The sequence below is a fragment of the Paenibacillus diazotrophicus genome (assembly GCF_042610465.1).
On the sequence record NZ_JBGJZN010000007.1, the window covers coordinates 18,188 to 32,185 of the forward strand.

10 protein-coding genes are annotated in these 13,998 nt (G+C 49.8%); 9 read left to right on the forward strand and 1 reads right to left on the reverse strand.

Translation table 11 applies throughout. The features are described 5' to 3' along the window. The first annotated feature begins 32 nt into the window (after positions 1-32). The 3 genes from ACAN54_RS22830 (at position 33) to ACAN54_RS22840 (ending at position 4,148) form a co-directional block, all read left to right on the forward strand. Positions 33-995: a cation diffusion facilitator family transporter gene (locus ACAN54_RS22830; protein WP_379160976.1), complete on the forward strand. Its 963-nt coding sequence runs from the start codon at positions 33-35 to the stop codon at positions 993-995. Between the two features lie 28 nt (positions 996-1,023). After that, complete coding sequence (gene recJ, locus ACAN54_RS22835) at positions 1,024-3,435, forward strand: single-stranded-DNA-specific exonuclease RecJ (protein ID WP_379160978.1); 2,412 nt, start codon at positions 1,024-1,026, stop codon at positions 3,433-3,435. Positions 3,436-3,629: 194 nt separating this feature from the next. Next, the gene (locus tag ACAN54_RS22840) at positions 3,630-4,148 is read left to right on the forward strand and encodes an adenine phosphoribosyltransferase (RefSeq protein ID WP_379160980.1); all 519 of its coding nucleotides are present in this window, start codon (positions 3,630-3,632) and stop codon (positions 4,146-4,148) included. A 104-nt stretch (positions 4,149-4,252) separates the two neighbouring features. Here the strand turns inward: ACAN54_RS22840 and uraA are convergent, their stop codons facing one another. Then, positions 4,253-5,563, reverse strand: coding sequence for a uracil permease (uraA, locus tag ACAN54_RS22845; protein ID WP_379160982.1), 1,311 nt, complete (start codon positions 5,561-5,563; stop codon positions 4,253-4,255). 304 nt (positions 5,564-5,867) lie between these two features. On the opposite strand from uraA, the gene ACAN54_RS22850 reads away from it, so the two are divergent. The 6 genes from ACAN54_RS22850 (at position 5,868) to aspS (ending at position 13,980) form a co-directional block, all read left to right on the forward strand. Next, positions 5,868-8,048: a RelA/SpoT family protein gene (locus ACAN54_RS22850; protein WP_379161581.1), complete on the forward strand. Its 2,181-nt coding sequence runs from the start codon at positions 5,868-5,870 to the stop codon at positions 8,046-8,048. A gap of 21 nt (positions 8,049-8,069) precedes the next feature. Beyond that, positions 8,070-8,513, forward strand: coding sequence for a D-aminoacyl-tRNA deacylase (gene dtd, locus ACAN54_RS22855; RefSeq protein WP_379160984.1), 444 nt, complete (start codon positions 8,070-8,072; stop codon positions 8,511-8,513). A gap of 533 nt (positions 8,514-9,046) precedes the next feature. Beyond that, positions 9,047-9,553: a type 1 glutamine amidotransferase domain-containing protein gene (locus ACAN54_RS22860; RefSeq protein ID WP_379160986.1), complete on the forward strand. Its 507-nt coding sequence runs from the start codon at positions 9,047-9,049 to the stop codon at positions 9,551-9,553. A 61-nt stretch (positions 9,554-9,614) separates the two neighbouring features. Continuing rightward, positions 9,615-10,061: a hypothetical protein gene (locus ACAN54_RS22865; RefSeq protein WP_379160988.1), complete on the forward strand. Its 447-nt coding sequence runs from the start codon at positions 9,615-9,617 to the stop codon at positions 10,059-10,061. Between the two features lie 822 nt (positions 10,062-10,883). Further along, positions 10,884-12,137: a histidine--tRNA ligase gene (gene hisS, locus ACAN54_RS22870; RefSeq protein ID WP_379160990.1), complete on the forward strand. Its 1,254-nt coding sequence runs from the start codon at positions 10,884-10,886 to the stop codon at positions 12,135-12,137. Positions 12,138-12,201: 64 nt separating this feature from the next. Continuing rightward, positions 12,202-13,980: an aspartate--tRNA ligase gene (gene aspS / locus ACAN54_RS22875; RefSeq protein WP_379160992.1), complete on the forward strand. Its 1,779-nt coding sequence runs from the start codon at positions 12,202-12,204 to the stop codon at positions 13,978-13,980. Positions 13,981-13,998: the final 18 nt, after the last annotated feature.

Consider the following 13,998-nt stretch of genomic DNA (forward strand, 5'->3'; position numbering starts at 1 on the left):
GATTACTTGCTAGTGGCAAGGAGGAACTCGGAATGTATGACAAACAATCACCACCAAATGATAGAGTAGTCTGGACCGGAGTTGCAGGTGATCTTGCATTGGCTGTAGCCAAAGGGACTATTGGTTATGTCTCGGGCAGTAAGGCATTAATTGGTGATGCCTTATATTCAGGATCTGATGCGGCCGCCAAGCTGGCAGAGATTCTTCCGCTTCCGTGGCGGACAGAGCGAGATCAGAAGAATAGATCAACCCAGCGAAATCAAGAGAACCATAAGGGACCGATTATAGCTATTCTTTTTTCAGTACTTATTCTAATGGGGGGGCTTCAAATAGTCTTCTCAGCGATTCGTGATTTGACGAGAGGACATTTGTCTGCACCAGAGCAAGCGGCAATTGTTGCCGTATTCATCTCTATTGTTGTGAAAGAGGCCATTTTTCAGTATCAGTACCGTTATTTCAAAAAAAAGGGCGATGGCAGTCATGCTGCATATGCAGATAACCACCGTTTCAGTCTATATACTTCAATTACTGTAGTAATCGGGATTTCCCTGGCTATGGCCGGAGGATCGTTAAACTGGCATCCTCTGTTATATATGGACCCAATTGCTGCGCTATTAACCGGTTGCCTCATCATCCGCAAAGGTTATTCGCTCATCACTGCTTCTGTGTACGGTAATAAACTTCAGGAGCTGCCTTCTGAAGAAGCAGCCAACTTTATTGAAACTGTCCAGCGGGTGCATGGTGTGATCCGGGTAGAATATTTGCAGGCACTGGAGCAAGGACGTTATGTTAATCTACAGGTGAAAATAAGCGTGAATCCGCGTATCACGGTTATGGAAGCCCAGGATATTTCGGAATGCGCCAGAAAGCTTTTACAGCACCGTTTTGTGCATGTAGGCGAGGTTCACATGGATGTTGTACCGTATGATCCGGGTTATCCTTACAAAAGCAACCACGAGCTTGTGGACAATGAAATCCCAACGTTGCTTCAATAGCCGCTAAGGGAGAGAAAGGTGAAATCTATTGCTTCATTCAAAAACAAGATGGCAATCTCCGGCAGCCGATCCTGATGAAGTTCGGGAATTGGCCCGGAGCCTTTCAGTTTCTCCGCTCCTGTCATCGTTACTTGTGAAGCGAGGCCTGAACACGCCGGACAAGGCGCTTATGTTCATGGAAGGCGGAGATCAGGAAGGGTATGATCCCTTTCTGCTTAAGGGGATGACCGAAGCGGTACCCCGGATTAGAAAGGCTTTACAGGAAGAAGAGCATATCCTTGTATATGGCGACTATGATGCGGACGGAGTGTCCAGTACTGCGCTGATGATCTATCTGCTGCGCTACCTGGGCGCTTCTTTTGATATTTATATTCCACACCGCGCAAATGAAGGCTACGGACTGCACAATCATGCGCTGGACTGGGCAAAGCAGCAAGGTGTATCGCTTGTCATCACGGTAGATACTGGTATCAGTGCCTATCATCAAATTGCATACGCCAGCGGGCTTGGGATGGATGTGATCGTTACGGATCATCATGAACCACCGGAGCTTTTGCCTGAAGCTTATGCTCTGATTAATCCCAAGCTGCCCGATTGTCCTTATCCGTTCAAAGGATTAGCGGGTGTAGGGGTGGCGTACAAGCTGGCACAGGCACTGCTTGGTGATGGGGTTCCTGAAGAATGGAGTGAGATCGCTGCAATTGGGACTGTTGCTGATCTGATGCCACTTCTGGACGAGAACCGCAGCATTGTTCGCAAAGGCCTCTCCAGTATGAGGAACTCGCCATTCCCGGGCATACGAGCCCTGCTTGGAGTAAGCGGAATAACGATAGATACCGTAAGTGCAGTGAACATTGCTTTTGGAATGGCACCCCGGATCAATGCCAGTGGACGGCTGGACCATGCTGGACGTGCTGTTACTTTGCTGACTACGGAGCACATGGATGAGGCTGAGCAGCTTGCCGGTGAACTGGATCTGTTGAATAAGGAACGCCAGTTGGTTGTCGAGAGAATAGCGGCCGAAGCCACTGCCATGCTGGAACTCCAGATTCAGAAGGACAAGCTTCCTGATATTGTTGTGCTAGCCCATCAAGGATGGAATGTCGGAGTAGTAGGAATAGTTGCCTCCAAGCTGTTGGAACGGTACTATCGTCCTGTGATTATTCTGGACATTCATCCCGAGACAGGCATGTGCAAGGGTTCAGCCCGTTCAATTCCCGGTTTGGATATCTACGAAGCTTTATCCTCCTGTGCAGACCTAATGGATCATTTCGGCGGACATCCAGCTGCGGCCGGGATGAGCCTGCATCAGGACAAATTGATAGATTTTGCGGCGGCTTTAAATGATTATGCTTCGAAGGTACTGAAGCCGGAGCATCTTCTGCCGGTGACTGCTGCGGATGCAGAGACAGTGATTGCTGATTTGTCGCTGCAGGCTGCGCTCGAACTGGACAAGCTGGCTCCATTTGGAATGGCTAACCCGGTGCCCAAATTCATCGTTCGTGGTGCTGCTGTGAAAGAAACCCGTAAGATGGGTCAGGATGGCAAACACTTGAAGATTGTTCTACAGCAGGGCAGTCATACTATTGAAGTGGTGGCCTTTGGCAAAGGAGGGCTTGCTGAATTACTCCCGGGCGGAACACTGATCAATATTCTGGCCGAGCTGTCGGTCAACGAATGGAATGGCTCTCGTAAACCACAGCTTATGCTGCAGGATCTGGCGGTGGAGAGTCCGCAGCTATTTGACCTCCGCGGTGCCGCCGATGCGGTGAAACAAGCCGCACAGCTTACAGAGCTGTTGCAGCCTTATTGTGGTGTAGAGCCGCTCAGAACAGCTGCTGTATTCCAGAACAGCCGCTTGTCGCCTATGAGTGCTCTTCAAGGCATGTCCCTATGGGTATATGATGAAGACGCTGGCATATCACCGGTTCTGCTTGAACCGGCAGATTCAGAAGGCACACAGATATCCTTACTCTGTCTGCTCGATATGCCGGAGACCCCGGAACAGCTGGATGCGCTCCTTGCTGCATTCCCGCATGCAGATAACATTGCCTTGCTGCATTCGATCAGGGATGGCCGGGACCGGCTTCAGGTGCCGACAAGAGACCACTTCAAAGTGCTGTATAAATCATTGGCTGCGCTGGCAGCAGCTCCAATACCCGAGCATGAACTGCTGCTGAGGCTCACCAGGCAGTCATCCATGGGGATGCGCATGCTTGCCAAAATGCTCGACGTATTCGAGGAGCTCGATTTTATTGAGCGTACCAAGGGGACAGTTACCTTTGTTACACAGCCCGCTGCTAAGAGCCTTACTGCTTCGCAGCATTTTGTGAGACTGGAACAAACGGCGGAGCTAGAACGTTATTTCATGGAAAGCAGCCGCAGCGAGCTGCAGGAGTGGATCTTGTCCCGCCGGCTGGATGGTTTCCGGGTGGGATAAATAAATGCTTTTCGGAGCGAGTTGGTTCGAAGTTAATTCAGTGAGGTAACGCCCACAAACTAAGCATATGCTTCTGGAGCGAGTTTCGCACGCGCTGAAGCTAGGCTAACAAAACTTTGTATATGCTTTCGTAGCGAGTTTGTTCGAAGTTAATTCAGTGAGGTAACGCTCACAAACTTTTAGGAGATGATAGTGTGAATTTAAAAGACAGTATTCGTGTGATTCCGGATTTCCCGCAGCCGGGCATCAGCTTCAAAGATATTACTACCCTGCTTAAGGATGGTGAGGCTTACCGCCGGGCGATTGATGAGCTGAAGGCTCTGGTATCGCATCTGCAGATCGACGTAATTGCCGGCCCGGAGGCACGCGGATTTGTGGTAGGCGCCCCCCTGGCCTATGCACTCGGGGTCGGTTTTGTGCCGATCCGCAAGAGCGGCAAGCTTCCGTACGACACAATTGAGGTGGGTTACGATCTGGAATACGGAAAAGATACGCTTGCCGTTCACACGGATGCGGTCAAACCTGGACAGAACGTTCTTATTGCAGATGATTTGCTGGCAACGGGTGGCACTATCGCCACTTCGGTCAATTTGATCGAGCAGTTGGGCGGCAAAGTGGTCGGAGCGGCCTTCCTGATCGAATTGACACAGCTTGCCGGACGGAATAAGCTTTCCGGTATTGAGATTCATTCGCTGCTTACTTACGAAGATTAATTTAACCCTGGTGACTTTTCCCGGGAAATAAAAAGCGGACTGCTGTCGATTATGACAGTAGTCCGCTTTTATATACAGCATATATCCCGTTTATTAAGTGCCTATTAATGTGCAGTTTTGTCGCTGTCCTGCTCATTCGATAAGCCAAGTACTTCAATTACTTTGAACAGCAGGGACAGAACCATGCCTACAATGGTTGCAAGCGCCATACCTTTAAGCTCTACACCGCCAAGTTTAAGCGAGATACCGCTAATGCCGACTACAAGAACCAAAGTTGCCAGAATCATGTTGGTTGCTTTGGAGAAATCAACCTTTTGCTCAACAAAGATACGCAGACCGGAAGCCGCAATGACACCGAACAGCAGCAGGGAGACACCACCCATAACAGGCTGCGGAATATTGGCAATAATAGAGGAGAAAGTTCCGGAGAACGAGAGCAGGATCGCTATCACTGCTGCACCACCGATCACATAGACCGAATATACTTTGGTCAGCGCCATAACACCGATATTTTCACCGTAAGTGGTGTTTGGGGTAGAACCGAAGAATCCGGAAAGAATAGTGGAAATCCCGTTGCCCATCAGCGAGCGGTCCAGTCCGGGGTCCTTGGTCAGGTCTTTGCCGACAATGTTGCTGGTAACGAGCAAGTGGCCAATGTGTTCTACAATGACTACAAGCGATACCGGGATAATGGTCAGGATGACCTGCCAGTCGAAGGATGGGGTAATAATGGTGGGATGGGAAAAGAAGTGCGCGCTCGAGATCGCGTCTGTATTTACCACTTGCATAATATAAGCCAGAACATAACCGGTTACGATACCGATGAGGATATGAATGATTTTGGGGAAACCACGGAAGAGCACTGCGCCAATGACAGTTACGCCCAGTGTTACCATAGAAAGGGTGATTGCTTTGGTATCGGGAGTCCAGTCGGCCACACTTACACCTTCGGGAGCAATCAGTCCAGCCATGCGTGCCGCAACGGGTACCAGTTCCAGTCCGATGGTCGCTACGATAGCGCCCATAACCGCCGGAGGAAACACAACATCAATCCAACCGGTTCCGGCATAACGGACAATCAATGCGACAAGGATGAAGATCACGCCAGTTACGATAAAAGCACCCAGTGCAAGCGAATATCCATGCATATGATCTCCCTTATGTTTGTCCAGTACGCTGAGCACCGGGGAGATAAAGGCAAAGCTTGAGCCGAGGTATGCAGGGATTTTGCCGCGGCAGATCAGAATGTACAGCAGTGTGCCGATACCGTTCATCAGCAGGATCATGCCGGGGTCGACTCCGAACAGGTTAGGGACAAGCACCGTACTGCCGAACATAGCGAACAAATGTTGAAGACTCAGCAGAAAACCAGGACCCCATGGGAGCTTTTGATTAACTTGAATTTCGCGTTGCAATGGTATTCACTTCTCTTTCATGTCTATTTTATGTGAGGTTCCAAAAAACCGCCTTTACTAGATTAAATAGAACGGCGTCTTTTTACAACAACATTTTTGCAAGTGCCACGAAATTGTCTATTCTCGACACAATACCTTGCCCGTATGCCATGCTGTGGCAAGTGTTGACGTAATCCATCGCAAGCGTCATAATTATAGACAACTTTACACTGCGGGTAGCGCAGATTCGAAACATATGGAACCTGCAAATTCTGCAACGCTTGCGGGTTCATTTTATTATAGAAAGGAAACGGATACGACGAGAATGGGCATAGAGCAATTAACCGAAAAGGCCGGCGCCTATATAAAAGAAAAAGATCTTCTCCGCATCCGGGAAGCTTATGAATTTGCCGATCAGGCTCATTACGGGCAGGTTCGGAAATCGGGGGAGCCATACATTCTGCATCCGCTCGCGGTCGCAGATATTGTCGTCAATATGCAAATGGATGTTATCTCCATAATTGCAGCGCTGTTGCATGATGTTGTAGAAGATACTACGGTTTCGCTGGAGCAGATCCGCGAGAAGTTTGGCGATACCTGCGCGATGCTAGTGGACGGATTAACCAAACTGGAACGGATTCGCTTCCGCTCCAAGGAGGAGCAGCAGAACGAGAACTACCGCAAGATGTTCATCGCCATGGCTCAGGATATCCGGGTCATTGTGATCAAGCTGGCAGACCGTCTGCATAATATGCGCACTCTTAAGTACCAGTCAGAAGAAAGCCAGCGCCGTATTTCTTACGAAACGCTGGAGATTTTTTGTCCCATTGCGGACCGGTTGGGGATTTCCGCGATCAAATGGGAGATGGAGGATATTGCTCTCCGTTATTTAAACCCGCAGCAGTATTACCGTATTGCCAACCTGGTCCATAAGAAACGTGCGGAACGGGAACAGTTCATCGACAACGTTATCGGCCGAATCCGTTCCAAACTGGATGAAATGGGCATCGAAGGAGATCTTTCGGGCCGTCCCAAGCATATTTACAGTGTGTATAACAAGATGAATACGAAGAACAAGCAGTTCAACGAAATTTATGACTTGCTTGCCATCCGCATTATCGTCGACAATATTAAGGATTGTTATGCCACACTCGGCATTATTCATACTCTTTGGAAGCCGATGCCTGGCCGTTTCAAGGATTATATTGCTATGCCCAAAGCGAACATGTACCAATCGCTGCACACTACCGTGGTGGGTCCGGGCGGAGAACCGACTGAAGTGCAAATCCGCACGTGGGAGATGCACCGTACAGCCGAGTTCGGGATTGCGGCCCACTGGGCTTACAAAGAAGGCAGCAGTAATAATGTCAATCCGGAGAACCGGATGCCATTTTTCCGTGAGATTCTGGAACTCCAGCATGAGGCTAAAGATGCAGAAGAGTTCGTAGAATCGTTGAAGATGGACTTTTTCTCGGATCTTGTATTTGTGTTCACTCCTAAGGGTGAGGTTGTGGAGCTTCCAGCAGGTTCTGTGCCGCTCGACTTTGCCTTCCGGATTCATACAGAGGTTGGGAACCGGACGATCGGCTCAAAGGTGAACGGGCGTATTGTACCGCTGGATCATAAGCTGAAGACCGGGGATATCGTGGAGATTCTAACTTCGAAGAACTCTTACGGCCCAAGCCGTGATTGGCTCAAAATTGCCCAGTCCTCCCATGCCCGCAGTAAGATCAAGCAGTGGTTCAAGAAAGAGAAACGCGAGGAGAACGTTGAAAAGGGACGGGAAGCCATTGAGCGTGAACTGAAGCGTCTGAACGTAGAAGTGTCAGATTGGCTGACAGAAGACAAATTGTCGGAAGTGTCTAAGAAGTTCGCGTTCAATGATGTGGAGGATATGCTCTCAGCCGTGGGTTTTGGCGGCATTACCGCTGCCCAAATCGCTTCCAAGCTTACAGAGAAGCTACGCAAGGAACAGGAAGAAGCGGCCGGTCATCTGGAGCTTACTTCCGAAATGAAAGAAATCAAGTCCAGCGGGGAGAGACGCAATCAGCCGACCAACGGGGTGCGTGTAAAAGGCATTGATAATCTGCTGGTTCGTTTTGCCCGATGCTGCAATCCGGTGCCGGGCGACGATATTATCGGTTATGTGACCCGCGGCCGCGGTGTTTCCGTCCATCGTGAGGACTGTCCGAATATTCCCACCGAAGGGGATGGGGAAGAATCGGCACGGGTTATCGAAGTGGAGTGGGAAGGCAGCATGGAGGCCAACTACAGTGTGGATATTGAGATTACCGGACATGACCGCAATGGACTGCTGAATGAAGTGCTGCAGGCCGTGTCGGAGAGCAAGACGAATATTTCCGCCGTCACCGGACGCAGCGACAAGAACAAAATGGCGATGATTCATATGACGATTCTGATCCGTAATACGGATCATCTGCAGTCTGTGGTCGATAAGGTGAAACGGGTTAAGGATGTATATACAGTTAATCGTATAATGCAATAGAGCAAGGAGCTGGAAGGCGTAATGAGAGTTGTGGTGCAGCGCTGCAAGGAAGCCAAAGTAAGCGTAGCAGATACAGTGACCGGAACGATCGGTGAGGGTCTGATGCTGCTGGTCGGCGTTACCCATGAGGATACAGAGAAGGACGCCAAGTATTTGGCAGATAAAATAGCCGGACTCCGCATTTTTGAGGATGAGGCCGGTAAAATGAACTTCAGTGTTACCGATACAGGAGGAGCCATATTGTCCGTATCCCAATTCACACTGTATGGAGACTGCCGTAAAGGCCGCCGTCCGAACTTTATGGCTGCGGCTGCGCCTGCTGAGGCAGAGCGGCTGTATGATTATTTCAACCAGGAGCTGAGGGCTGGCGGGCTGCAGGTGGAGACGGGTGTCTTCGGAGCGATGATGGATGTGTCACTGACTAACTGGGGGCCGGTAACGCTTCTGCTGGACAGCCGCGGCTAATGAACTCCGTATCGAAGTAGTACAGAACCAACGCGCTATAGATGATGTTCCAGAGTGTCTTACGTAATTCCGGGAGGAATTGGCGTGAGGCACTTTTTTTATAAACATGGAATGATTACAATGAGCTCCCGTCCTTCATACGGATAGACCCCGCTTGGGCTGGATAGACTAGAAAGGATCAAGTATTCGTAGGGTAGCGGGGTGTCAGGCCATGAGACAATCGGAAAAGTCGCGGAGCTGGAGTAGCATTCCGGCATATTGCGCAGGTTGCTGTGCTGAAGCAATAGCAGCAGCCAAGAGTGCCGAAGATTGTAAAGAGCGTCCAGTGTTAAAAGGAAACAGCCGCAGTCTTTTGCCGCGCACCTGAGGTGCAGGAGAGTGCGGCTGTTTCTGTATGTATCTTCCTTTCTCCGCCTCTTTCTTGAATGTAAATATTCGGGAGTTATCCCCGAATCGTTAGAAAGCCTGTTAATACGGGTAATAGAAAGTCGAAGACAGAATGAACACAGAACAGTGAGAGGAGAAACAATCTCATGAGTAAAGTTGCATTTCTGCTGGCAAACGGTTTTGAAGATTCCGAAATGAAAGTCCCTTACGATGAAGTGATAAAAGCAGGACATCAGGCAGAGATTATCGGCCTGAAGAAGAATGAGACCTTGCTTGGCAAGAAAGGCGATGTCTCCTATGCAGCGGATAAAGCGATCAGCGAGGTGAAGGCTGGTGATTACGATGCTGTAGTCATACCAGGAGGCTCATCGCCGGAGAATCTGCGGCTGAACCCTGATATTCTCCAGTTCGTCAAGGAAGCTGACGGTGCAGGCAAACCTATTGCATCCATCTGTCACGGACCGCAAATCCTGATCAGTGCAGACCTGTTGCAGGGTCGGACGGTAACTTCCTATCCTCCGCTGAAGGATGATGTGATTAACGCAGGAGCAGAGTTTAAGGATCAAGAGGTGGTCCTGGACCGCAATTACATTACCTCACGTACACCCAAGGATGAGCCCGCATTTGTGCGTGAGCTGCTAAAGGTGTTGTAATACACGTGATTCAGCATCTCAGGAACTCAAGGATCTGACCATTCAGAAGGAGGGAACGACCATGACTACAAGAATTCAGGCGTATTTCAGAAATGAAAGTGAAGCAGAAGGTGCGAAGACAGCTTTGATTCCTTACGAAGTGGAAGGCATAGAAGTATCTCCATTAACAGATCCTCTGGACAAAGGAGACCACGGGAGCCGTAATATTCTGCTGCCTCTGGTACCCTACAACAATTCAGGCATGGCCGGCGGGGCTTTTGGAGTTGCAGGCGCTACAGGCTCGCTATCTGGAGCAGCCATCGTACCGGGCATCCGTGTGGACGATAACCTTGATGACAACATAGACGCACGCAGTGCTGGCGATGTGCGCAGTGAATCGGATGCGGACGGCCATGATTGGGACGATCTGCATTATGTGATGGCCCTCAAAGTACCTGAAGAAAAGCATAATGAGGTCGTTGATGTCCTGCGGGGCAAACATGCCTTTGTCGAAATATTTGAAGATTAAGCGGTGTTCAGGCTAGCTTTCTCCAGACAATCGCTGTATGGGGGAGATTAACAGGCTGAACACCAGAAAGGCTCCAGAACCCTTCAAAAAGGGCTCGATGGAGCCTTTTTTGGTGTTGGAACACAAAAGTTGTACTATATCTCTAGACAGAGAATAATGTTGTAGTGTAAAGTAATTTGCAGGTAAGAGAATAGGGTATGTTCCGGAAAATAAAACGCTTTCTTTTCTGTAATGCAACCGTAATATTTCATTCATGATTCCTTAATATAGCGTGTTTATAATAGAAGCATGACCCCCTTTTTTATAATATATGATGATGGACCTGCAGCAATCGGCTGCAGGTCATTTTTTTTGGCACAAGCGTTCAAGAGGACTTGGAGAGGATGTATTTTGTTTCATGCCTTGACTTTAGCGCAGTGGTTCAGTAGAATCTAACAATATACGATATGTTATAACGTTTTGATGACGGGACCAAGTAATCCGTAGCCCACAACCCCAGAGAAGAATCCCTGCTGAATCAGCTGTAGTCCATTAGGTGGACTAACAGACTGTTTACGCGCTGGCTGTAAGGATTCTGTTGATGAACGGATGAATGACTTCCCCGAGAACGCACGGCGAAAGCAGGCCATCGCAGGATTGCCGCAGGTCAGTAGCCGGAGCGCGTAGGCGGGCGTTAACCGCTTTGAGCGGGTTTAGGGGAAATATCCTGAATCCGGAATGTGGGTGGTACCACGGGTGAATTATTGGTTATGATAATCCCTCGTCCCTGTTTGTTACAAACAGAGACGAGGGATTTTTTGTTATTTTCAGGAGGGATTGGCTGTGGCAAAGGAAAGATTTGAGAAACCAACGGGCACGCAGGATGTGCTGCCTGGTGCAGTGGAGAAATGGCAGGTTGTAGAGAGCAAGGCGAGAGACCTTTGCCGGCGGTTCAATTACCGTGAGATCCGCACACCGATGTTCGAGCACACAGGGCTTTTTGAACGCGGTGTGGGGGAAACAACGGACATCGTGGAAGGTGAAATGTACACGTTCAAGGATAAAGGCGACCGTGATCTGGCGCTGCGTCCAGAAGGAACCGCTGGTGTTGTGCGTGCTTATGTCCAGAACAAGCTGTATGGTGAACCGGATGTCAGCAAGCTGTATTACATCGGACCCATGTTCCGTTATGAACGTCCACAGGCAGGAAGATACCGCCAGTTCCATCAGTTTGGTATTGAAGCCTTTGGAGCGGTGGACCCGGCCATTGATGCGGAAGTTGTATCGCTGGGATACCAATTCTACAAGGATTTAGGACTGAAGGACGTGAAGGTGGAGCTGAATTCCGTGGGGAATGCACCCAGCCGTGCGGCCTACCGCGAGAAGCTGCTGAACTTCTTGCGGCCGATGCGGGATACCCTGTGCAGTGATTGTCAGCGCCGGATGGAACGTAATCCGCTGCGTGTGCTGGACTGCAAGGTGGACCAGGATAAATTCGGCGGCGCACCATCCATTCTCGATAGTCTGGATGAGGAATGCACTACACATTTTGAACAGGTCAAAGCACATCTGGATGTTATGGGTGTCGAATACAGTATTAATCCACGTCTTGTACGCGGTCTCGATTATTACACGCATACCGCGTTTGAATATAAAGCGGCAGGTATCGGCTCTATTGATACTGTTGGTGGTGGCGGACGTTACAACGGTCTGGTGGAAGAAATCGGCGGGCCGGATCAGCCGGGCATCGGCTTCGGAATCGGACTCGAGCGCATTCTGCTGATCCTGGAGAATCAGGGTGTAGAACTGGAGCAGGTCAAGCCGCTGGATGTGTATTTTGTCGCACTTGGCGAAGCAGCCGATATGGAGATTACGAAGCAGTTGTTCACGCTGCGAAGCCTTGGATTCTCTGCGGAACGGGATTATCTTGGACGCAAGATGAAGGCGCAGATGAAATCGGCAGACCGTTTGAATGCACGCTATACAGCGATTCTTGGCGAAGATGAGCTGAACAATGGCGTCATTTCCCTGAAATCGATGGCAACAGGTGAACAGCGGACAGTCAAGCTGGAAGACCTGGCAGCGTCGCTGGAGTAGGATTTGTTAGGATTGGATTTGCACATCAAAAGATGTATTTAACCATAAAGGGGCAGGATAAATTATGAGTAGAAGTCATAACTGTGGACAGCTGACACTAAGTAACATTGGCGAGACGGTAACACTGAACGGCTGGGTGCAGACCCGCCGGGATTTGGGGGGCGTCCTGTTTATCGACCTGCGCGACCGCAGCGGGATTGTGCAAATCGTGTTCAACCCGGACTATTCCGGTGAAGCGCTGCAGACTGCTGACAAGGTTCGCAGTGAATATGTGCTGTCTGTTACGGGTAAGGTTGTTAAGAGAGATGAAGAAACCATTAACCGTAATCTGCCTACCGGCGAGATTGAAGTACAGATTACAGAAATCGAAGTGCTGAATGCAGCCAAGACGCCTCCATTCTTCATTGAAGATGGGGTTGAAGTCGATGAGTCCCTGCGTATGAAATACCGTTACCTGGACCTGCGCCGTCCGGAGATGTATAAGACCCTGCTGCTCCGTTCGAAAGCGGCCAAAATCTTCCGCGACTTCCTGGACAACGAAGGTTTTATCGATATCGAAACGCCGATTCTGACCAAAAGCTCACCTGAAGGCGCACGTGATTATCTGGTGCCGAGCCGGGTTCATGACGGTGAATTCTTCGCGCTTCCGCAGTCACCGCAAATCTACAAGCAGTTGCTGATGGTTGGCGGTATTGAACGTTATTACCAGATGGCCCGCTGCTTCCGTGATGAGGATCTTCGGGCTGACCGCCAGCCGGAATTCACCCAGTTCGACATCGAGACTTCGTTCATGCCTCAGGATGAGCTGCTGTCTTTGATGGAATCGCTGATGCAGCGTCTCCTGAAAGAAACGATTGGAGTTGAAGTCTCTACCCCGTTCCAGCGTCTGACATATGCAGAAGCTATGGGCAAATATGGATCGGATAAGCCGGACCTGCGTTTTGGTCTTGAACTGGTAGAAATGAACGATATTGTGGCTGCCAGCGGTGTGAAAGTGTTCGCCTCTGTCATTGAAAAAGGCGGAGAAGTGAAGTGTCTCAACGCCAAAGGCTGCGGCACGTGGACCCGTAAGGAAATCGATGACCTGGGACCATATGCAGCACGTTACGGCGCGAAAGGGCTGGCTTGGATTCAAGTGAAAGACGGCGAATTCAAAGGTCCTATCGTTAAATTCTTCACAGAAGAAGAGATTGCTGCAGTGAAGGAGCGCACAGGCGCTGAAGAAGGCGACCTGCTGCTCTTCTCTGCTGATAATAAGAAGGTTGTGGCAGATGTACTTGGGGCGCTGCGCCTGAAGATCGGCCGCCAGCTGGGCTTGATCGATGACAGTGTATTCAAATTTGCCTGGGTAACTGAATTCCCGCTTCTCGGCTATGATGAAGACCAGAAGCGTTATGTAGCAGAACACCACCCGTTCACCCGTCCTATGGACGAAGACCTGCATCTGTTCGATACCGATCCTGGTGCTATCCGCGCACAGGCCTACGATATTGTACTTAACGGCTATGAAGTCGGCGGCGGCTCGCAGCGTATATACAAGCGTGATGTGCAGGAGAAAATGTTCGATGCCCTGGGCTTTACACCAGAAGTTGCCTATGAGAAATTTGGTTACCTGATGGACGCCTTTGAATATGGCACACCTCCGCATGGCGGAATCGCATTTGGGTTCGACCGTCTGATTATGCTGCTGGCCGGACGTACCAATCTGCGTGAAACAATTGCCTTCCCAAAAACAGCGAGTGCAACAGATCTGCTGATGGATGCTCCTTCACCGGTAGATGCTATTCAATTGGAACAGCTGCACATCAAGCTGGCTCCTAAGCCAGACAAAGAAAAGAAATAAACCATTTAAAGATTCAGA